Raw genomic sequence first — 19,456 nt, 5'->3', positions numbered from 1 at the left:
CGGCGGCCGACGGCCACCGGCGCCGGCTGGAAGTCTTCCACGACTTCGCCAGCCCGTTCTCGTACCTGGCCTGCACCCAGGTGGAGCGCATCGCCGCCGAGCACGGCGCGGAGCTGGTGTGGAAGCCGATGCTCCTGGGTGCGCTGTTCAAGGCCATCGGTACGCCCATGATCCCGTTGCAGGCCATGAGCGCCAACCGGCAGGCCTGGGGGGAGCGCGACATGCGCCTGTGGGCCGACCATTGGGGCGTGCCGTTCCGCTTTACCAGCCATTTCCCGCTGAACACCGTGCTCGCCCTGCGCGTGTCCGCCGTGGAGCCGGCCCTGATCCGGCCGCTGTACCGGGCCGCCTGGGCGGAGGACCGGAACCTGGGCGAGACGGACACCGTCGCGGCCATCATCCGCGAGCAGGGCCATGACCCGGAGGATGTCATCGCCCGCGCCGGCGCCGAGGACACCAAGGCGCTGATCAAGGCCAACACCCGCGAGGCAGCCGACCGGGGCGTGTGCGGCGCGCCCACGCTGGTGGTGGACGACTGGCTGGTCTTCTGGGGGCAGGACCGCCTGGACATGGTCCGCCGGGCGCTGGACGGCTGGGTGCCGGAGGTGGACGCGGCGGCCGGACCGCTGCCCGGCGCCGCCGGCAGCAAGCACTCATGACGGAGCGGTGCCGCCGGTCACGACCCCCGCGTCGTACAGGCGCCGCCGTTCGCCGGCGTCATAGCCCAGCTCGGCCAGCAACGCTTCGCTGTCGGCCCCCAGCGCCGGCGCGGCGCGGTGGATGCCCGCCGGCGTGCGCGAGAACGCCGCCGGCGGCGCTGCCTGCCGCAGGGACCCGGCGTGCGGGTGCTCGTGCTCCAGGACCAGGGCATTGGCGCGGACCTGGGGATGGTGGACCACCTCGCTGCGGCTGAGCACCGGCGCGCAGGGCACGCCCTCGGCCTCCAGGCGCTCCAGCCAGTCCGCGGCGGAGCGCTCGTAGAGTGCCTCCTGGGTCAGCTCCAGCCGGGCGTCGATGTTCTCCTGGCGCAGCGCCGGCGTCCGGAAGCGCGGATCGTCCCGCCACGCGGGCCGGTCCAGGGCGCGGATGAGCGCCTCCCACTCGCGGTCGGTCTGCACGGCCACGCTGATGTAGCCGTCCGCAGTGGCATAGATGAGATCGATGAAGCTGGCCGCCTCGGCCTGCGGGCGCTCGTCGCCGACGAAGGTCTGGCTGCCCATGTCCGAGCCCCACAGGAACGCCAGCACCGCCCCGAGCATGGAAACCCGCACGTGCTGGCCCTCGCCGCTGCGCTCACGCTCCAGCAGGGCCGCAGTGATCGCCTGCGCGGCGGTCATGCCGGTGAGCTTGTCCGGCAGGATGGTACGCACCAGCTGCGGGCGCGCCGCGTCCGAGCCGCCCTGGACGCTGGCGAGCCCGGACAGCGCCTGGACCAGGGGATCGTACACGGGGCGGGCGGCATACGGGCCGTGGAACCCGAAGCCGCTGATGGAGGCGTACACCAGCCCCGGATTGAGCTCCCGCAGCGCAGGCTCGCCCAGGCCCATGCGCTCCGCCACCCCCGGCCGGAAGTTCTGCACGAACGCGTCCGCCCCCGTCACCAGGCGCCGGAGCACCGCCAGCCCCTCCGGCGCCTTGAGGTCCACCGCCAGTGAGCGCTTGCTGCGGTTGTTGTTCAGAAAGCTGGCCGCGAAGCCGTTGCGGCGGTTGGCGGCCGAACGCGTGAAATCACCCCCGGCGGGGTTCTCCACCTTGATGACCTCGGCCCCCTGGTCCGCCAGGGTCATGGTGGCCAGCGGCCCGGAGATCATGGCGGTGACATCCACCACCCGATAGCCGCGGAGCGGACCGCTCATGACGGCGCCTCCCCGTAGCCGGGCGGGACCGCGAAGCCACCCGTCAGGGCCTCCACGTGACGGGCGAAGGCCAGGGCCGTGTAATCCTCCAGGTACGGCCCCACGATTTGCACCCCGACCGGCAGGCCGTCGGGCGTGTATCCCGCCGGCACCACCGTCGCCGGCAGGTACACCACGCCGGCCAGCCCGGCCCAGGCGAGGACGTCCATGTACGGGCGGTCGGCGCCGTTGACCGCCAGGCGGCGCTCCGCCATGGGCTGGCGGTGATCATGGGGGAACGGCGGCGTGTGCACCACCGGGCACAGGAGGATGTCCACCTCGCCGAAGAACGCCTGCCAGGCCCGGCGCATGTGCTGGCGCCTCTCGTCGGCGCGCTGCCAGTCGGCATGCCGCTGGGTCGCTCCCCGGGCGAAGGCCGCGGCATAGCCGTCATCGTCGGGATCGGCGGCCTCGGCCTGCTCCAGCATGCCGGCGAACACGCGCGGCGACAGGCCGCCGCTCATGGCCGCCGTCAGGAGCTGGTAGTAGGTCGCGTGGGAGCTCGCCAGCTCGATCCCCTCCGGGCGGGCCTGTGTGTCGACCTCCGCGCCGGCGGTGCGCAGCCACGCCACGAGCTCCTGAAGCACGGAGACCACGTCCGCGTCCACCGGGCACGCCGGATCATCCAGCCAGGCGGCCACGCGAAAATCGGACAGCCGCTGGTGCCGTGCCGGTGGCAAGTGCAGCTGCCAGCCGACGCCTTCCGCGGGATCCGGTCCGGCCAGAATCCCCAGGGCGAGCTCCAGGTCGGCCACCGAGCGCGCCATGGGGCCGGCGACGCTGATATCCACCCGGGCCAGCGTGCCCGGCGGCCCCGGGATGTGCCCGCGCTTGGGGATGACGCCATAGCTGGGCTTGTGCCCGCACACGCCGCAGAAGGCGGCCGGCGTGCGAATGGAGCCGCCGATGTCGCTGCCCAGCTCCAGCGGCGTCAGCCCGGCGGCCAGGGCGGCAGCGGAGCCCCCGGAGGAGCCGCCGCAGGTGCGCCCGGGGTTCCAGGGGTTGCAGGTGACGCCGTAGACCTCGTTGTAGGTCTGCAGGTCGCCCGCGAACAGCGGCGTGTTGGTCTTGCCGTAGATCACGGCGCCGGCATCCAGCAGGCGCTGCACCGCGACGGCGTCGCCCTGCGGGTAATGATCCCGGAATCGCGGCGCCCCCGCGGTGGCCGGCATGCCGGCCACCTCGTAGGTGTCCTTCACGGTCATGGGCACGCCGTGCAGCGGGCCCCAGAGCTCGCCGCGCGCGGCCGCGGCATCCGCCTCCCGGGCCCGCGACCGGGCGTCCTCCCTGCAGGTGGCCACCACGGCGTTGATGGCGGGGTTGCGCTCGTCCACCCGGGCGAGGGTCTCGTCGAGCAGCGCCGCGGCGCTGCATTCCCCCTCGCGCAGGGCCAGGGCCAGGCGGGTTGCCGATTGATAGCTGGAGTCCATGAATGCTGCATCCGCTGCCAGGGGCTTGCCACGCCGTAGTAGAATAGCGGCTTTTGCTACCGTACAACCTCCATGGCCGCACCCGGAAGCCACCGCGTACCCCCATGGCGCCGTATCGACGGCACCACGGTGTTCTTCGTGCTGCTGGCGCTGGCCACCGGCGGCGCCACCTGGTGGCTGCACGGCCCGGGCGCCTTTGCCGACACGCTGCTGCGCGCCCTGGGGCTGCTGGCGTGGATCGCCCCCGTGCTCCTGGGGGCCCTGCTGGTGGGGGCCTACGTCCAGCGGCTGCTGCCGCGGGCGACCATGGAGCGCTGGCTCGGCGGCCGCAGCGGCCTGCGCGGGCTCACGGTCGCCACCGTCGCCGGCGCCGTCACGCCCGGGGGCCCGTTCGCCGCCTTCCCCCTGGTGGTGGCGCTGTACCGTGCGGGCGCCTCGGTGGAGGTATGCATCGCCTACGTCACGGCCTGGTCGGTGCTGGGGATCAACCGCGCCCTGATCTGGGAGCTGCCTTTCCTGGGGCCGGACTTCGTCCTGCTCCGCCTGCTGGTATCGCTGCCGCTGCCCTTCCTGGCCGGCGGCCTTTCCCGGCTGCTGCGGAGGCCGCCGACATGATGACGCTGATCGCCTATGGCACTATTGCGCTCCTGCTGGGCATTACCAGCGCCCTGGCGCACCGCCGGGCAACCACCCGCCACCGCGATGTCGCCGCGGATGCCTGGGTGCAGCTGCAGCCGCTGCTGCTGCGGCTGCCGCCGGCGCTGCTGGCCGGCGTCTTCCTGGCCGGCCTGGTGCCGGAGCAGCAGGTGGTGGGGCTGCTGGGCGAAGCATCCGGGGCCTACGGCGTGCTCCTGGCGACGGTGATCGGGGGCATCCTGCCGGGCGGCCCCATGATCGCCTTCCCGCTGGCCCTGGCCCTGCTGGAGGCGGGCATGGGGGTTGCCCAGATGGTCACCCTGATCACCGCCTGGTCCGTGCTGGCGCTGCACCGGGTCCTGGTCTTCGAGGCCCCCATGATGGGCTGGCGCTTCGCCGGCCGGCGGCTTCTTGCCAGCCTGCCGGTGGCGCCGGCCGCCGGTTTTCTCACCCTGGCCGCGGAAACCGTTCTAGCGGGCTGACACCACGAATCACCGGAGCTTTTCGCCATTCACTCCATGAGCACCGACGATCTCACACGCAACGGCCTGGGCCGCACCCTGTTCAGCATGACCTGGCCCATGCTGTTCGGCGTGTTCTCGCTGCTCGGCTTCCAGCTGGTGGACAGCGCGTTCATCGGGCAGCTGGGCGTGGACCCCCTGGCCGCACTGGGCTTCACCCTGCCCATGCAGCAGCTCATCATCGGCTTCCAGGTGGGGCTCGGCATCGCCACCACGGCGATCATCTCGCGCACCCTGGGCAGCGGCGACACTTCCCGCGCCCGCCGGCTGGGCGGCCTGGTGGCGGCCTCCGGTGCCGCCGCCGTGGCGGTGCTCTGCCTGGCCCTGTGGCTGCTGCGGGCGCCCATCGTGACGACCCTGGGCGCCGAGACCGGCCTGCTGCCGCTCATCGGCGCCTTCTGGATCCCGTGGCTGCTGAGCGCCTGGTGCGGCGCCGTGCTGTATTTCGGCTACAGTGTCATGCGCGCCCACGGCGACACCCGCACGCCGGGGCTGTGGATGGTGATCACCAGCCTGCTCAACCTGGGGCTGGACCCGCTGTACATCTTCGTCTTCGGCTGGGGGCTGCCCGGTGCGGCCTGGGCCACGGTCACCGCGTTCGGCACGGGCATCGCGGCCATCTACCCGGCCCTGCTGCGCCGCCGCCTGCTGCACTTCGACCTGCTGAGCATCAACCCGCTGCCGGCGCTGCGGCAGCTGGCCGGGATCACCGGCCCGGCCATGGTCAGCCAGCTCATGCCGCCGGTATCCGCCATGCTCGCCACGGCCCTGGTAGCCCATTTCGGTTCCGAGGCCGTTGCCGCCTGGGGCCTGGGGACGCGGCTGGAGTTCTTCTCCATCGTCGTGGTCCTGGCCCTGACCATGTCGCTGCCGCCCATGGTCGGGCGCTTCCTGGGCGCGGGCGAGCTGCACCACGTCCGCGCCCTGGTGCGGCTCGCCGTGCGCTTCGTCCTTGCCTGGCAGCTCGGCGTGGCGGTGCTGTGGCTGGCGCTGTCGGGGGTGCTGGCGCAGCTGCTCACCCAGGACGAGTCCGTGGCGGCCACGCTGCAGGACTACCTCCTGCGCGTGCCCCTGAGCTACGGGGCCCTGGGCGTGTGCATGCTGATGGTGTCGGTGTGCAATGCGCTGGGCCTGCCGCTGCGGGCCCTGCTCATCTCCCTGGTGCGCCTGTTCGTCTGCTACCTGCCCGCCCTGGCCCTGGGGGCATGGCTGCTGGGGATCAACGGCGTGTTCACGGGCGCCCTGCTGGGCAACCTGGCCGCCGGGGCGACGGCCTGGGCCCTCTATCACCGGGCCATGCGGCACCTGGAGCCGGAGACGCAGCCCGCGGCGGCCCCGGAGAACGCCGGCGGTCCCTGATCGCCGGCGCCACCGGCCATCGCGGACACGACGCCCGGTCCCTCAGGGGGTTGGGCGCGACCCACCGCTTGCGGCATGATGGTGCACTGAATCATAGACCCCTATTGCGCAGGAGACGATCATGAGCGAAGTCGACCAGATGCCCGACATGTCCCTGGACACCGCGTCCCTGGTCCAGGAGGAGACGTTCACGGACAGCCGGGTCGGCGCGATCCGCCGCCTGACGCCGGTACACACCGACGGCACCCGGGACGAATCACGGCCGGTTACCTACAGCGGCCAGACGCAGGTCATGACGCAGGGAGGCGCCCTGCCGCTGTCGTTCGAGATCGAGGCGGACAGCCTGGAGCAGGCCGTGGAGCGCTTCGCCGAGACCGCCAATCAGGCCCTGGAGGACATGATCCGGCGCGTCGAGGAGATGCAGCGCGAGCAGGCGACGTCCATCGTCACGCCCGGGCAGGGCGGCGGCGGCATGGGCGGTATGGGTGGCATGGGCGGCGGCGCCGGCGGCCCCGGCGGCGGCATCCAGTTGCGCTGATACGGGACGCTTATGCCGGAATGGGTTATAGCTTATGCGCATAACCCATTTCACACTTATTCCGGATTTCCCTAAGGTAGCGTCTGGACAGGCGGATGACCCACCGCGGGTTGTGACGGTGCCGGACGGCACGGGCAGCCGGTAACAGGGAACAGGGAACGCGGCGCCGCCGGGCCTGTCAATGCACTGGGCACTCCACCCGACACGAGGAGAATCGGCAACATGAGCAGTATGGCGACCGAACGCGTCATCGACGTCCACCACTGGAACGATACGCTGTTCAGCTTTCGCACCACGCGCGATCCCGCCCTGCGGTTCGAGAACGGCCAGTTCGTGATGATCGGGCTGCAGGACGAGGGCGGCAAGAGGCTCATGCGTGCCTACAGTATCGCCAGCCCGAACTACGAGGACCATCTCGAGTTCTTCAGCATCAAGGTTCCGGACGGCGCGCTCACGTCCCGGCTGCAGCACATCCGCGAAGGCGACGAGGTCATCACCAGCCGCAAGCCCACGGGGACGCTGGTGCTCAGCGACCTGCTGCCCGGCAAGAACCTGTACCTGTTCAGTACCGGTACGGGGCTGGCGCCGTTTCTCAGCGTGATCCAGGACCCGGAGGCCTACGAGCGCTTCGACAACATCGTCCTGGTCCACGGCGTCCGTTACACCAGCGAGCTGGCGTACCAGGATTTCATCGAGCGCGAGCTGCCCGGCCACGAGATCCTCGGGGAGATGATCCGCGAGCAGCTGATCTACTATCCCACGGTCACGCGCGAGGACTATCGCAACCAGGGGCGCATCACCCACCTGGTGGAAAACGGCACGCTGTTCGAGGATATCGGCCTGCCGCCGCTGGACCCGGAGCGGGATCGCGCCATGATCTGCGGCAGCCCGGCCATGCTCGACGACGTCAGCACCATGCTCAACGAGCGCGGCTTCAAGCCGTCGCCGCGCATCGGCGTCGCCGGCGACTACGTCATCGAGCGGGCGTTCGTGGAAAAGGACTGACGGCCCGAAGGGGGACGCGGCCCGGGGCGCGATGATGGCCCTTCAGCCGTCCAGCGCCCGGAGCGTGGTCTCCAGCGCAGCCCGGATGCGCTCCTCGGATTCATCGGCCTTCACCAGCGTCCGCAGCCCGCCCATGCCGGCCACGAGGTAGGACGCAAGCCGATCCGGATGATCCCGCGAGGTGATGCTGCCGTCCGCCTGCCCGCGACGAACCGCTTCGGCGAAGACATCCCGGAAGCTGTCGATACCGGCGCGCACGCGCCGGTTGACATCGGCGTCCCGGTGCCCGAACTCGGTGGCGGTATTCAGCACGAGACAGCCCCGCGGCCCGCCGGGGACCCGCTGCTCCGCCAGCGTCCGCCGCAACGACTCCTCGATGAACGCCCGTCCGCTGGCCGCTTCCCGCAGGCGCTCCCACATCGCCGTGGTCACCATCTCCCGATAGCAGTCCAGGCAGCGCCCGAAGAGCTGGTGCTTGCCGCCGAAGGTCTGGTAGAGGCTGCTCCGCGACAGGCCGGTCGCGGCAAGGAGCTCCTGGAGCGAGGTACCGTCGTAGCCGCGCGACCAGAACAGCTCCATCGCCTGATTGAGGGCGGTGGGCGGATCGAACTGTCGCGGGCGGCCTGCGGGCATGACGACTTCTTCCCTTGCGGTTCTCCGGGCGCCCCCGATGAGCGGGGAGGCAGGGCTCGGGCAGAGGAAAAGCATAACCGGCTACCCGCCGGAGACCAAACCGCACGAATGCACGGCGCCAGTGAAAGGCGGACGCGCGGGTGCCTTCGCACGCGGGTCATCCGTGTTTCCCAAACGAGAAAACCCCGCCGGAGCGGGGTTTTCTGCAGAACCCGGGGCGCCGGGCCCCGGCTCCCGGACTCAGACTGCGGTGACGTTCGCCGCGGCCAGGCCCTTGGGCGTGTTCTGGGTCTCGAACTCCACGCGCTGGCCTTCGGCCAGGCTCTTGAAGCCCGTTCCATTGATGGCGGAGTGATGGACGAACACGTCCTTGCCACCATCCTCAGGAGTAATAAAGCCGAAGCCCTTGGCGTCGTCGAACCACTTCACGGTACCGGTCATCATCGTAACGTTTCCTCATGCGATATTGGGTCGTGCAGGTCGTGCTGAAGAACGTACGGTGTGACTACCACGACTGGCGGGACGACGACCGAAGCGACTCAAGCGAAACACTGCAAGACGGACAATACAGCAACGCGGGCCCGACGCAAAGCTTTTTTTCACCCCGCGTCCACCGTAGCCATTCCCGGTGGCCAGCGGTGATGCCGCTGCTATAGGCTGCGGTCGGACATCCACGCGCGGAGTCGCTCCATTCCGGGAATCACAATGAACCAACCCGTGGACGTACCCCTCTGGCTGCTGCTGATCATGCTCGCGATCACTGCGTGGGCGGTGCTTGCGCGCCTGCTGATCCCCACGGTGCGCTGGTTCTTCCGGCGCCGGATCAGTCGCCTGATCGAGGAGGTCAACCGGCGCCTGGACCTGAAGCTGCCCACGTTCAGCCTCACCAAGCGCGAGGTCCTGATCGACCGGCTCGCCTACGACCCCCGGGTCCTCGCCGCGGTGCGGGCGCACTGCGAGAGCAACGGCACGCCGTGGGCGGTCGCGCTGCGGCGTGTCGAGACCTATGCCCGGGAGATCGTTCCGGCGTTCAACGCCTATGTCTACTTCCGGCTCGGTAATCGCCTGGCGCGGGCCATCGTCCGGCGCTTCTACCGCGTGCGCCTGGCCTACCACGATCATGCCGGGCTCGCCGACATCGACCCGGACGCCAGCATCGTGTTCGTCATGAACCATCGCAGCAACATGGACTACGTGCTGGTGGCCTATCTGGTGGAAGAGCAGACCGCGCTGTCCTACGCCGTCGGCGAGTGGGCCCGCGTATGGCCCCTGGAACCGCTGATCCGGGCCATGGGGGCCTACTTCGTGCGCCGGGACTCCGGCAACGCCCTCTATCGCCGGGTTCTCGAGCGGTACGTGCAGATGGCCGTCGAGGGCGGCGTGGCCCAGGCGGTGTTCCCGGAAGGCGGCCTGAGCCGTGATGGCGCGCTGCGCGAGCCGCGCACCGGGCTGGTCGACTACATGCTGCGGGATTTCGATCCGGCGGGACAACGCGACATCCTGTTCATCCCCGTGGGGCTGAACTACGACCGGGTCCTGGAGGACCGCACCCTGCTGGCGGAGGCGGGCCGGCGCGTGCGGCGGCGCTCCACCGTGCGCGCCATGGGCGAGGGTCTGCTCTTCCTGGTCCGCAACCTCGGCAACCGGCTGCGCGGCCGGCGCGCGACCATGGGCTACGCCGCCGCCGGGTTCGACAGGCCGCTGTCGGCCCGGCAGTGGTGTCGTGACCGCGGGATCGACCCGCGCCAGCAGGAGCACCGCGAGCGCATCCGCAACAGCCGCGCCCTGGCCGCCGACCTGATGCAGCGCACCGCCCGCGTCATCCCCGTACTGCCGGTTCCCCTGGTGTGCTGGCTGCTCCTGCGGACGCCGGATGAGCCCTGCTCCAGGGAGGACCTGGAGCAGGCGTGCGCGGCACGCATCGCCCAGCTGGATGCCTGCCCGGAACCCCCGTACGTGCCTCACAGGGAGCCGGGCTACATCGTCACCGTGGCCGTGGCCGTCCTGCTGGAACGCGGCGCCGTCACGGAGGACGCCGCCGGAGCGCTGTCCACGGTCACCGACGAGCACCCGCTGCTGCGCTACTACGCCAATTCCGTGAGCACGCTCCTGGATCCCCTGGCCGCGTGAGCCGCGCGGCGCGCAGAAGCACGCGCGAACGGTTCAGCGTTTCCCTAAAGAATGCTCGGCAGCCACAGAGCGATCCCGGGGAAGATGACCACCAGCACCAGTCCCAGCAGCTCCACCAGGGTATAGGGAACCACCGAGCGGTAGATGTCGCCCATGGTGATGCCCGGCGGCGCAACGCCCTTGAGATAGAACAGGTTGAAGCCAAACGGCGGCGTCATGTAGCCGATCTCCATCATGATGATGAACAGGATGCCGAACCACACCGGGTCGAATCCGAAGCCGTTGATGATCGGCATGAACACCGGCAGCGTGATCATCATGATGCCCAGCGGATCCAGCACCATGGCCATGATGAAAATGATGATCAGGATGGCGATGAGCGCGCCCCACTGACCGCCGGGAATGGCCTGCATGAAATCCAGGATCATGGGCTGGGCGCCCATGGACTTGTACGCGGTACTGAACGCGTGCGCCGCGAACAGGATCCACATGATCATGCCGGTGAGCTTGAGCGTGCGCACGCAGGCCTCGCTGAGCATGGCCCAGCTGAAGCGCCGGTACACGATCGCCGACACCAGCGCCCCGAACACGCCGATGGCCGCCCCTTCGGTGGGTGTCGCCACGCCGCCCATGATCGAGCCCAGCACGATCACGACGATGAACATGGGCAGGATCACCGAGCGCAGGGCCATCAGCTTGTCACGGAGGCTGCCGCGATCCTCCTTCGCCAGGGCCGGGCCCAGGTGGGGCTGGAAGTAGCAACGGATGGCGATGTAGAGCGACACCAGCACCATGAGCAGCAGGCCGGGGACGATGCCGGCGGCAAACAGCGATCCCACCGAGACGCCGGTGATCAGCGCGTACAGGATCATGATGATGCTCGGCGGAATGAGAATCCCCCAGCCGCCGCCGGCGTTGATGGCGCCCAGCGCCATTTCCTTGTCGTACTTGCGCTCGAGCATGTTGGGCAGCGCGATGGTGCCCATGCTGGTCACCGCCGCGCCGCTGATCCCGCACATGGCCGCAAAGATGGCGCAGATGCCCACGGTGCCGATGGCCAGGCCGCCCCGGACGCCGCCCCACCACAAGTGCATCATCCGGTAGAGATCCCGCGCCACGCCGGAGCGCTCCAGGATCATGGCCATGAGGATGAACAGCGGGATGGCGATCAGGGTGAAGCTGTTCATGGTGCTCCACATCCTGGAGCCCACCATGTAGAACGCATCCGGACCCCAGTCGAAGTACAGGAACACCACCGACACGCCGCCCAGGACGAAGGCCAGCGGCACCCCCATGAACAGGAACACGAGGAGTGAGCCAAAGAACAGCAGGGTCAGCAGCTCAACGCTCATAACTGCTCCTTCTCCTCGTGATCCTCGGGAAACAGGGGCTCAGAGCCTTCGAGATCGAACAGGACCAGGATGTCGTGGATCAGCTTCACCACGCCTTCCAGGAACAGCAGTCCGGCGCCGATCGGGATCGTCAGCTTCACCGGCCAGACCGGAGCGTTCCACGCGCTGTGGGAGGTCTCCAGCCGACTGACCGAGTCCGCGGCAATGGTATACCCCTCGGTCAGGAGCACCAGGATGAAGGCGAAGAAGAGGAAGGACGTGAACACGTCCACCGCGGCCTGCACGCGGCGCGGGAACCGGGCATAGAAGATATCCACGTTGGCATGGGCGTTGTGGGCCATGATGTAGGCGCCGGCCAGCATGGCATAGGCGCCGAACAGCATCTGGGTCAGCTCCGCCGTCCAGACCGTGGGCGCGCCGACCCCGTAACGCATGATCACCTCCAGGAACAGGAGCGCGAACATGGCCAGAACCAGGTAGGCGAGGACGGCCCGCCCCAGCCAGTCGTTGAACCGGGTTACCCCACGCAGGAGCATGCGCACGGCATTCATTGACAGTCTCCGTCGGCATTCACGCAAACCCGGGCAGGCCGCGGTCGCGGCCTGCCCGGGCGCTACCCGGCCCGTTCCGGGCCGCCCCCCGAGTTATTGCTCGACGTAGCCCAGCTCCGCGAGGAATTCACGCATCTTCTCCACGGCTTCCGCCGCGCGGTCGCTCTTGGCGGCCTCCTCGTCCCACATGGACTGGGCAGCCTCGAGCATGCGGGCGCGAACCTCTTCGGGAAGCTGGATCACCTCGACGCCGTGCTCCGCGCGTGCGATCTCCAGGGCCCGCTGCTCAAGATAGATATACTCGTTGGTCCGGCGCCAGAACTGCTCCTCGATAGTGTTCTTCACCGTCTCCTGCATCTCCTCCGGGAGCTCGTTCAGCGACTCCTCGCTGATCACGTAGGCGTCGATACCGCCGATGTTCAGCGGCGGCCGCACGTGGTAGGGAGCCACCTCGTACAGGGACATGCTCAGCGCACCCTGGACCGCGCCCCAGTGAGCGCCGCCGACCACGCCCGTCTGCAGCGACTGGTAGAGCTCCTCGCCCGGGATCATGGACGCCGCGGCGCCCGCTTCGGTCAGGAACGTCTGCAGGATGCCCGAGGACCGGATGTTCAGCGACTCGAAGTCGTCCATCGACTCCACCGGCTCCTTGAGCACCATCTCCGTGGGATAGACCTTCTCGATCGCGTAGTAGACGTCGTACTCGGCGGCCTCTTCCTGGATCATCTCCTCGATGCCCATCTGCTTGTAGAAATAGGCCGCCTCCCAGACATTCTTGAACGCGTTGGGCAGGCCGTAAACGACACCGGCGGTGGACAGGCGATCCATCTCGTAGGCGGGCGAGATGGTCCCCATGTCCAGCACGCCCCGGCTGACGGCGCCGAAGATCTCGCCGCTGCCGAACAGCGACCCGGCTTCGTGGAGCTCCAGCTGCAGGCGCCCGTCGGTGCGCTCGGCCAGGAGCTCCTTGAGCGTCTCCAGGCTGTCGGAATAGGAGCTGCTGGCGCTCGGCCAGTGGGACTGGACACGCCAGGTGATCGTGTCCTGTGCCGTTACCTGCGCGGGCAGCAGCGTCGCCGCCAGCAGCCCGGCCGTAACAAGGGAGATCCCGGTTCTGAGACTGTATTTCACGGTGGTGTCCTCCTCTGGGTGAATCGTCCTGGCGCCGGCGGTGCGCTACCGCCCTTTTCCTGTTGTTGGGCGCCTCTTTTGCCACACTACAGCCGGCAACCAGTCTGTCAACAGGAGTCGCCGTGGAACGGCGACGCCGCGGACGTTTTCGATTCATGTTATCTTCTTGTTTTTTATGAATTTTTTCAAAAAACAAGGCCTGCTTCCGGCTTCGCAGGAATTACCCTGCACTGCAGCGAAACCTTCTCTCCGCGGGCCCCGGGCCCCGGGAAAATTGTTGTGTCAGACCTGTTCATGCCGTTTCGCTGAAAATCGGCCTTTTCAAGAAACTGCGAAACGGGCCCGGATGGCCCGGGGCGCTTTTTCGAACGGGCCAGAAATGGCAAGTTTGGTATTCCGTGTCAGCAGGTACGCACCACTGCATCACCCGGGGGCGTACCGCACAACCCCCAACCACGAGGAGTCGACCATTGAGCTACGAGACCCTGCTGTACGCCGTCGAGGACGGCATCCTGACGCTCACCCTGAACCGGCCCGAGCGGATGAACGCTTTCAACGCCGTCATGCGGCGTGAGCTCATCGAGGCCTTCGACCAGGCCGACCAGGACGATGCCGTGCGCGCCATCGTCGTCACGGGGGCCGGCCAGAAGGCGTTCTGCGCCGGTGCGGACCTGGAGAAGGGCGGTGACACGTTCAACCGCGATCAGCGCAAGGACGATGACCTCGCCGGCACCATCCGGGACGGCGGCGGCACGGTTTCGCTGCGCATCTTCGAGTGCACCAAGCCCGTCATCGGGGCCATCAACGGCGCTGCCGTGGGTGTCGGCATGACCATGCAGCTGCCCATGGACATCCGCATGGCAGCCGACCACGCCCGCTTCGGCTTGGTCTTCGCGCGTCGCGGCATCACCATGGAGGCCTGCTCGAGCTGGTTCCTGCCGCGGCTGGTGGGCATGCAGCAGGCGGCGGAATGGGCCTACAGCGGCCGCCTCTTCGGCGCAGAGGAGGCCCTGGCAGGCGGCCTGGTACGCAGCGTGCACGCGCCCGACGCCCTGCTGCCGGCGGCCCGGGAGCTGGCCCGGGAGTTCGCGGACGGGACATCGGCCGTGGCCACGGCGCTGAATCGCCAGATGATGTGGCGCATGCTCGGCGCCGATCACCCCATGGAGGCCCACAAGGTGGACTCGCGCGCCATCGCGGCCATGGGCCAGTCCGAGGATGCCCGGGAAGGCGTCAACAGCTTCCTGGAGAAGCGTCCGGCGCGATTCACGCTGTGCCCGTCCCGGGACATGCCGGCGTTCTACCCGTGGTGGCGGCAACGCTCCTTCGAGTAGGGGTGCGCTCGGCTCCGGTCTTTCGCTATGATTTGGGCAAGCACAGCGTCGAAACAGGCAGACACCGGCGTGACGGGAAGCGCCGGCAGGAGGACCCATGGCGGACAAGACCGGAACCATGTTGCCGCGCAAGCAGCACAGCGGCAGTGGCCTGGACCGTCTCATGCAGGACCTGCTCGAGCGCGCGGACATCCGCGTCAACGGTGACCGCCCCTGGGACATCCAGCTCCACGCCGACAACGTCCCCGAGCGCGCCCTGGCTTACGGCAATCTCGGCCTGGGCGAGGCCTACATGGACGGCGACTGGGACGCGGAGCAGCTCGACGAGTTCTTCTACCGCCTCCTGCGGGCCGGCATCCAGGATCAGGTCCAGCCGTTGCGGCTGGTCTTCCACTCCCTGCGCGCGCGCTTGCTCAACCTCCAGAGCCTGCGCCGCGCCCGGCAGGTGGGCGAGGCCCACTACGACCTGGGCAACGACTTCTACGAGGCCATGCTGGACCGGCGCATGACCTACACCTGCGGCTACTGGCGCGAGGCCGACAACCTGGACGACGCCCAGGAGGCCAAGCTGGACCTGATCTGCCGCAAGCTCGGCTTCGAGCCCGGCATGCGCGTGCTCGACATCGGCTGCGGCTGGGGCAGCTTCATGCAGTACGCCGCCGAGCACTACGGCGTGGAATGCGTGGGCCTGACCATCTCCCGGGAGCAGGTCCGCCTGGGCCGCGAGCGCTGCCAGGGGCTGCCCGTGGAATTCCGGCTGCAGGACTACCGCGAGATCGACGAGACCTTCGATCGCGTCGTCAGTATCGGCATGTTCGAGCACGTCGGCCGCAAGAACCACCGCACGTTCATGGAGACCGTCCATCGCTGCCTCAGCGACGACGGCCTGTGCATGCTGCACACCATCGGCAAGAACAAGCGCGGCTCCGCACCGGACCCGTGGATCGACAAGTACATCTTCCCCAACGGCGACCTGCCGGCGCTGGCGCAGATCAGCGATGCCGCCGAGGATCTGGCGGTTATCGAGGACGCCCACAACTTCGGCGCCGACTACGACCACACGCTCATGGCCTGGCACCGCAACTTCGAGGCCGCCTGGCCCCGCTTCCGGGAGCGCTACGGCGACCGCTTCTACCGCATGTGGCGCTACTACCTGCTCAGCTGCGCCGGGCTGTTCCGCGCCCGCGAGGTGCAGCTGTGGCAGCTGGTGCTGTCCAAGCGGGGGCTCGTCGGCGGCTACCGGCGCGTCAGCTGAGCGCCTGCTCCACCGGCGTATCGCCGTCCACCAGCGGAATCCGCCGGTCAACGAGCTCCGGCCTGCGGAGGATGACGGCCAGGGCCTGGGCAACGTTGCCCCGGCTGATGGTGATGTCGTGGTGCTGCTCCGGGGCCGTCGATACCAGGCCCGAGGCCTCCTCGTCGTCGGTGAACCGGCCCGGCGCCAGGATGACGTGGGGCATGGCGGAGCGCGCGAGCACCAGGTCCGCCGCGTACTTCGCCGCCATGTAGGGCCGCAGCTTCTCCGGCGCCGTCAGCGGATCCTCCGCCCGCAGGGCGCTGAGCATGATGAACCGGGAGATGCCCTTGTCCTCGGCGAGCTGGATGGCGCGCACGGCGCCATGCAGGTCCACCAGCAGGGTGCGATCGGAGCCGGTATGGGGGCCGGACCCGGCGGCGAACACCACCTGGTCGCAGCCGTCCATGGCGTGCTCCATATCACCTTCCAGATCCGCCTGCACGGTCTCGATCCCCTGCTCCTGGAACAACGGCTCTTCGGCACGGTGGCGCACCATGGCGCGCACGTCGATCCCGGCCTCGGCGGCCAGCTCGCACAGCTGCCTGCCGACGCGGCCATTGGCTCCGATGATCAGCACGGTCATGACACTCTCCTCCGGGGGCGTCGCCGGCCGGCGGGCACGGCGACACGCCCGATTATGCAGTGCGTTTCAGCCCGCCGCAGCGGGCTCGAGTCTCCATACCCTACGGATCATGCCCGGGTTGATCCACCGGCAATGTTGCGGATACCAGCCGGCCCCGCTTATCCGTCCCCGTAACCTTCCGTCCCGTCCGGGGCACCCTCCTCGCCGCACCACTGCAGCGCTGCCGGCCCGTCCCGGGACACCAGCCCGGCAATCAGGCGCTCCAGCCGCGCCAGGGTCGCCTCGTCGCCGGCGGGGCCGGCCATGACCAGCTGGGCGCCGATGGTGGCGACGTAGAGCAGCAGCGACAGGTCACGGGCGCCCTCGGGATCGTCGGCGCTGCGCAGGAGCAGGTTCTGGTTGTGGCGGATGCGGGCCTCGTCCACGGCGGCCACGGCCCGGGCCGCCTCGTCGTCGCGCCGGGCCAGGTCGCGCACCGCCAGCTCCACGCGCATGCGGCGCACGCTGCGTCCGGACTCGCCCAGCAGCAGGCGCAGGATGCGGTGGGTCTCGGCGCGCAGGTCGTCGCCGGCGGGGGTCAGCAGCTCCAGCTCCGCCATGCGTCGCTGCTGCCAGCGCTGCAGGAAGCTGGAGACGAGATCCTGGTGATCGCGGAAGTGCCAGTAGAAGCTGCCCCGGGACACACCCAGGCGCCGCGCCAGGGGCAGGATGCGCACGGCATCGAAGCCGCCCTCGACAATCAGGCCCGCCGCCGCGTCCAGCCAGTCGTCCCGCGACAGCTGCTCGCGCTCGCTCCGCCGCCGGCCGCCGTCGCCTTGAGCCGTGGTCATGAATACCTCCTGCTGTCGTTGACTACGGATAGCTTGCCATTGTGCGTGCACGGCGTGCGCCCCGGAATTGACGCCCGCGCCGGCCATCGACTACGGTTACCACCATACACATGTGTATTGAATCCGGGAGATGACATGAGCGACGCCCACTACGAAACCCAAGGGAATACCGCCCTGATCCGCCTGGACAACCCGCCCGTCAACGGTCTGGGCCACGCCGTGCGCCGAGGCATCGTCAACGGCATCCGCCGGGCGGAGCAGGATGACAGCGTCCGCGCCGTCGTGATTGCCGGCGCCAACGGGAGCTTCTCCGGCGGCGCCGACATCAGCGAGTTCGGCACGCCGAAGATGCTCGCCGAGCCGACGCTGCCGACGGTGATCAACATCATCGAGACCAGCCGCAAGCCGGTGATCGCCGCCATCGACGGCAACTGCATGGGCGGCGGCCTGGAGCTCGCCCTCGGGTGCCACTTCCGCATCAGCACGCGGGGCGCGAGCGTGGCCCTGCCGGAGGTCAAGCTGGGCCTGCTGCCGGGGGCCGGCGGCACCCAGCGCCTGCCCCGGGTGGTGGGCGTCGAGCACGCCCTGAACCTGATCGTCTCGGGGACCACCGTGCCGGCGACGATGTTCGAGGGCAGCGCCCTGTTCGACGCCTACAGCGACGGCGAGCTGGAGGCCGACGCCGTGGCGCTGGCCGGACAGATCGTGGCCGAGGGCCGGCCGCTGAAGCGGGTGCGCGACCTGCGGGTTTCCCATCCCAAGGCGGAGCCGTTCTTCCTGTACGCGCGCAACGGTATCCGCCAGATGGCCGGGGCTTACCCGGCGCCGCTCAAGTGCCTGGAGGCCGTCCGCGCCGCGGTGGACCAGCCCTTCGACGAGGGCCTGCAGACGGAGCGCCGGCTGTTCGCCGAGCTCATGCAGACGCCGGAATCCGCGGCGCTGCGACACGCGTTCTTCGCCGAGCGCAAGACATCGAAGATCCCGGATGTCCCCGCGGACACCCCGGTGCGCGAGATCCGGCACGTGGGCGTCATCGGCGCCGGCACCATGGGCAGCGGCATCGCCATCAACTTCCTCAACGCCGGGATTCCGGTGACCATCCTGGACATGAAGCAGGAGTCCCTGGACCGGGGCGTGGCCCACATCCGCAGCGTCTACGAGGGTCGCGTCAAGAAGGGCAAAATGAAGCAGGACGAAGCCGAGCAGAAGCTCGCCCTGCTGCACACCGCCACCGACTACGACGCCTACAGGGACGTCGATCTCGTCATCGAGGCGGTGTTCGAGGACATGGGCGTCAAGCAACAGGTCTTCGAGACCCTGGATGCCACCTGCAAGCCCGGCGCCATTCTCGCCAGCAACACCTCGACCCTGGATCTCAACCGCATCGCCGCCTGCACCGGCCGCCCGCAGGACGTGGTAGGAATGCATTTCTTCAGTCCGGCCAACGTCATGAAGCTGCTGGAGGTCGTGCGCGGCGACGCGACGGCGAAGGACGTCCTGGCCACGGTCATGAAGATCGCCAGGACCATCCGCAAGACCGCGGTGGTCTCCGGGGTGTGCGACGGCTTCATCGGCAACCGCATGGTGCTGCCCTACCAGCGCGAGGCACTGATCATGCTGGAGGAAGGCGCCAGCCCCGAGCAGATCGACCGGGCCATCGAGGACTTCGGCTTCGTCATGGGGCCGCTGCGCATGGCGGACCTGGCCGGGGGCGACATCGGCTGGGCCATCCGCAAGCGCCAGTACGCCGAGCACCCGGAGATGAAGCGCCTGGTCATCGCCGACCGCCTCTGCGAGATGGGCCGCTTCGGCCAGAAGACCGGCGCCGGCTTCTACCGCTACGAGCAGGGCCGGCGCGACGCCCTGCACGACCCGGAGGTCGACCGCGTCATCGACGACTGCCGCCGGGAGCTCGGCATCACGCCCCGGCGGATCAGCGACAGGGAGATCGTCGAGCGCTGCGTCTACGCCCTGGTCAACGAGGGCGCGCGCATCCTCGACGAAGGCATTGCCCAGCGGGCCTCGGACATCGACATGGTCTACCTCACCGGCTACGGCTTCCCGGTCTACCGGGGCGGGCCCATGCACTACGCCGACCAGGTCGGGCTGATGAACGTGGAGCGGGCCATGGAGCAGTTCCGTGCCAACCCCCACGTCCAGCCCGGCTTCTGGGAGCCCGCACCCCTGCTGGCAGGACTCGCCGCCGAAGGCAAGACGTTCAACTGAGCTCG

Annotated in this window: 19 protein-coding genes; 10 read left to right on the top strand and 9 right to left on the bottom strand. The window is 69.0% G+C overall.

Annotated features, from left to right (window positions below; all coding sequences use genetic code 11):
* The coding region (locus QWY84_RS08930) for a 2-hydroxychromene-2-carboxylate isomerase (RefSeq protein WP_290202234.1) at positions 1-659 on the top strand (659 nt) is incomplete at its 5' end.
* On the opposite strand, the gene QWY84_RS08925 is transcribed toward QWY84_RS08930, so the two are convergent.
* Both QWY84_RS08925 and QWY84_RS08920 read right to left on the bottom strand, forming a co-directional pair.
* Positions 654-1,856, bottom strand: coding sequence for a CaiB/BaiF CoA transferase family protein (locus tag QWY84_RS08925; RefSeq protein WP_290202233.1), 1,203 nt, complete (start codon positions 1,854-1,856; stop codon positions 654-656). The genes QWY84_RS08930 and QWY84_RS08925 overlap by 6 nt on opposite strands.
* Entirely contained in the window at positions 1,853-3,325 is a 1,473-nt protein-coding gene (locus tag QWY84_RS08920; RefSeq protein WP_290202232.1) for an amidase, read from the bottom strand. Before QWY84_RS08920 ends, QWY84_RS08925 begins: the two co-directional genes overlap by 4 nt.
* A 72-nt stretch (positions 3,326-3,397) precedes the next feature.
* On the opposite strand from QWY84_RS08920, the gene QWY84_RS08915 reads away from it, so the two are divergent.
* The 5 genes from QWY84_RS08915 to QWY84_RS08895 all read left to right on the top strand — a co-directional run bounded on the left by QWY84_RS08915 (position 3,398) and on the right by QWY84_RS08895 (position 7,384).
* The gene (locus tag QWY84_RS08915) at positions 3,398-3,940 is read left to right on the top strand and encodes a permease (protein ID WP_290202231.1); all 543 of its coding nucleotides are present in this window, start codon (positions 3,398-3,400) and stop codon (positions 3,938-3,940) included.
* A complete protein-coding gene (locus QWY84_RS08910; protein ID WP_290202230.1) occupies positions 3,937-4,443 on the top strand; it encodes a hypothetical protein in 507 nt (168 codons plus the stop codon). Before QWY84_RS08915 ends, QWY84_RS08910 begins: the two co-directional genes overlap by 4 nt.
* Positions 4,444-4,479: 36 nt before the next feature.
* The gene (locus QWY84_RS08905) at positions 4,480-5,841 is read left to right on the top strand and encodes an MATE family efflux transporter (RefSeq protein ID WP_290202229.1); all 1,362 of its coding nucleotides are present in this window, start codon (positions 4,480-4,482) and stop codon (positions 5,839-5,841) included.
* Positions 5,842-5,962: 121 nt separating this feature from the next.
* Positions 5,963-6,379, top strand: a complete 417-nt coding sequence (locus QWY84_RS08900; RefSeq protein ID WP_290202228.1) for a hypothetical protein — start codon at positions 5,963-5,965, stop codon at positions 6,377-6,379.
* A 222-nt stretch (positions 6,380-6,601) separates the two neighbouring features.
* Positions 6,602-7,384: a ferredoxin--NADP reductase gene (locus QWY84_RS08895; protein ID WP_290202227.1), complete on the top strand. Its 783-nt coding sequence runs from the start codon at positions 6,602-6,604 to the stop codon at positions 7,382-7,384.
* 42 nt (positions 7,385-7,426) lie between these two features.
* Here QWY84_RS08895 and QWY84_RS08890 read toward each other — a convergent pair whose 3' ends face one another.
* Both QWY84_RS08890 and QWY84_RS08885 read right to left on the bottom strand, forming a co-directional pair.
* Entirely contained in the window at positions 7,427-8,017 is a 591-nt protein-coding gene (locus QWY84_RS08890; protein WP_290202226.1) for a TetR/AcrR family transcriptional regulator, read from the bottom strand.
* A 240-nt stretch (positions 8,018-8,257) separates the two neighbouring features.
* The gene (locus QWY84_RS08885) at positions 8,258-8,461 is read right to left on the bottom strand and encodes a cold-shock protein (protein WP_290202225.1); all 204 of its coding nucleotides are present in this window, start codon (positions 8,459-8,461) and stop codon (positions 8,258-8,260) included.
* Positions 8,462-8,722: 261 nt separating this feature from the next.
* On the opposite strand from QWY84_RS08885, the gene QWY84_RS08880 reads away from it, so the two are divergent.
* Complete coding sequence (locus QWY84_RS08880) at positions 8,723-10,147, top strand: 1-acyl-sn-glycerol-3-phosphate acyltransferase (protein ID WP_290202224.1); 1,425 nt, start codon at positions 8,723-8,725, stop codon at positions 10,145-10,147.
* Between the two features lie 44 nt (positions 10,148-10,191).
* Here QWY84_RS08880 and QWY84_RS08875 read toward each other — a convergent pair whose 3' ends face one another.
* From QWY84_RS08875 to dctP, 3 genes are all read right to left on the bottom strand, one after another.
* Positions 10,192-11,499 carry a TRAP transporter large permease gene (locus tag QWY84_RS08875; RefSeq protein WP_290202223.1) on the bottom strand — a complete coding sequence of 436 codons (1,308 nt, stop codon included), beginning with the start codon at positions 11,497-11,499 and terminating at the stop codon, positions 10,192-10,194.
* Complete coding sequence (locus QWY84_RS08870; RefSeq protein WP_290202222.1) at positions 11,496-12,050, bottom strand: TRAP transporter small permease subunit; 555 nt, start codon at positions 12,048-12,050, stop codon at positions 11,496-11,498. Before QWY84_RS08870 ends, QWY84_RS08875 begins: the two co-directional genes overlap by 4 nt.
* 93 nt (positions 12,051-12,143) lie before the next feature.
* A complete protein-coding gene (dctP, locus tag QWY84_RS08865; RefSeq protein WP_290202221.1) occupies positions 12,144-13,181 on the bottom strand; it encodes a TRAP transporter substrate-binding protein DctP in 1,038 nt (345 codons plus the stop codon).
* Positions 13,182-13,651: 470 nt separating this feature from the next.
* On the opposite strand from dctP, the gene QWY84_RS08860 reads away from it, so the two are divergent.
* Positions 13,652-14,515, top strand: coding sequence for a crotonase/enoyl-CoA hydratase family protein (locus tag QWY84_RS08860; RefSeq protein WP_290202220.1), 864 nt, complete (start codon positions 13,652-13,654; stop codon positions 14,513-14,515).
* A gap of 118 nt (positions 14,516-14,633) precedes the next feature.
* Positions 14,634-15,770 (top strand): cyclopropane fatty acyl phospholipid synthase, encoded by a 1,137-nt coding sequence (gene cfa / locus QWY84_RS08855; RefSeq protein WP_435372984.1) that lies wholly within the window; start codon positions 14,634-14,636, stop codon positions 15,768-15,770.
* Here the strand turns inward: cfa and QWY84_RS08850 are convergent.
* On the bottom strand, positions 15,763-16,395 hold the full coding sequence (locus tag QWY84_RS08850; protein ID WP_290202219.1) for an SDR family oxidoreductase: 633 nt from the start codon (positions 16,393-16,395) through the stop codon (positions 15,763-15,765). The genes cfa and QWY84_RS08850 overlap by 8 nt on opposite strands.
* 158 nt (positions 16,396-16,553) lie before the next feature.
* On the bottom strand, positions 16,554-17,225 hold the full coding sequence (locus QWY84_RS08845) for a TetR/AcrR family transcriptional regulator (protein ID WP_290202218.1): 672 nt from the start codon (positions 17,223-17,225) through the stop codon (positions 16,554-16,556).
* 135 nt (positions 17,226-17,360) lie between these two features.
* Here QWY84_RS08845 and QWY84_RS08840 point away from each other — a divergent pair, with 135 nt between their 5' ends.
* A complete protein-coding gene (locus QWY84_RS08840; RefSeq protein WP_290202217.1) occupies positions 17,361-19,451 on the top strand; it encodes a 3-hydroxyacyl-CoA dehydrogenase NAD-binding domain-containing protein in 2,091 nt (696 codons plus the stop codon).
* The last annotated feature ends 5 nt before the right edge of the window (positions 19,452-19,456 follow it).

The sequence above is a fragment of the Aquisalimonas lutea genome (assembly GCF_030409225.1).
Classification (GTDB): domain Bacteria; phylum Pseudomonadota; class Gammaproteobacteria; order Nitrococcales; family Aquisalimonadaceae; genus Aquisalimonas; species Aquisalimonas lutea.
This window is presented reverse-complemented; position numbering and strand designations above follow the sequence as displayed.

What these genes read in the sequence shown, in the direction of transcription:
- QWY84_RS08900 (WP_290202228.1), top strand. Translation starts at nt 5,963, where the DNA reads ATGAGCGAAGTCGACCAGATGCCCGACATGTCCCTGGACACCGCGTCC.
- QWY84_RS08870 (WP_290202222.1), bottom strand. Translation starts at nt 12,050, where the DNA reads ATGAATGCCGTGCGCATGCTCCTGCGTGGGGTAACCCGGTTCAACGAC.
- QWY84_RS08875 (WP_290202223.1), bottom strand. Translation starts at nt 11,499, where the DNA reads ATGAGCGTTGAGCTGCTGACCCTGCTGTTCTTTGGCTCACTCCTCGTG.
- QWY84_RS08890 (WP_290202226.1), bottom strand. Translation starts at nt 8,017, where the DNA reads ATGCCCGCAGGCCGCCCGCGACAGTTCGATCCGCCCACCGCCCTCAAT.
- QWY84_RS08925 (WP_290202233.1), bottom strand. Translation starts at nt 1,856, where the DNA reads ATGAGCGGTCCGCTCCGCGGCTATCGGGTGGTGGATGTCACCGCCATG.
- QWY84_RS08850 (WP_290202219.1), bottom strand. Translation starts at nt 16,395, where the DNA reads ATGACCGTGCTGATCATCGGAGCCAATGGCCGCGTCGGCAGGCAGCTG.
- QWY84_RS08840 (WP_290202217.1), top strand. Translation starts at nt 17,361, where the DNA reads ATGAGCGACGCCCACTACGAAACCCAAGGGAATACCGCCCTGATCCGC.
- QWY84_RS08845 (WP_290202218.1), bottom strand. Translation starts at nt 17,225, where the DNA reads ATGACCACGGCTCAAGGCGACGGCGGCCGGCGGCGGAGCGAGCGCGAG.
- QWY84_RS08915 (WP_290202231.1), top strand. Translation starts at nt 3,398, where the DNA reads ATGGCCGCACCCGGAAGCCACCGCGTACCCCCATGGCGCCGTATCGAC.
- cfa (WP_435372984.1), top strand. Translation starts at nt 14,634, where the DNA reads ATGTTGCCGCGCAAGCAGCACAGCGGCAGTGGCCTGGACCGTCTCATG.
- QWY84_RS08885 (WP_290202225.1), bottom strand. Translation starts at nt 8,461, where the DNA reads ATGATGACCGGTACCGTGAAGTGGTTCGACGACGCCAAGGGCTTCGGC.
- QWY84_RS08880 (WP_290202224.1), top strand. Translation starts at nt 8,723, where the DNA reads ATGAACCAACCCGTGGACGTACCCCTCTGGCTGCTGCTGATCATGCTC.
- QWY84_RS08910 (WP_290202230.1), top strand. Translation starts at nt 3,937, where the DNA reads ATGATGACGCTGATCGCCTATGGCACTATTGCGCTCCTGCTGGGCATT.
- QWY84_RS08905 (WP_290202229.1), top strand. Translation starts at nt 4,480, where the DNA reads ATGAGCACCGACGATCTCACACGCAACGGCCTGGGCCGCACCCTGTTC.
- QWY84_RS08895 (WP_290202227.1), top strand. Translation starts at nt 6,602, where the DNA reads ATGAGCAGTATGGCGACCGAACGCGTCATCGACGTCCACCACTGGAAC.
- QWY84_RS08920 (WP_290202232.1), bottom strand. Translation starts at nt 3,325, where the DNA reads ATGGACTCCAGCTATCAATCGGCAACCCGCCTGGCCCTGGCCCTGCGC.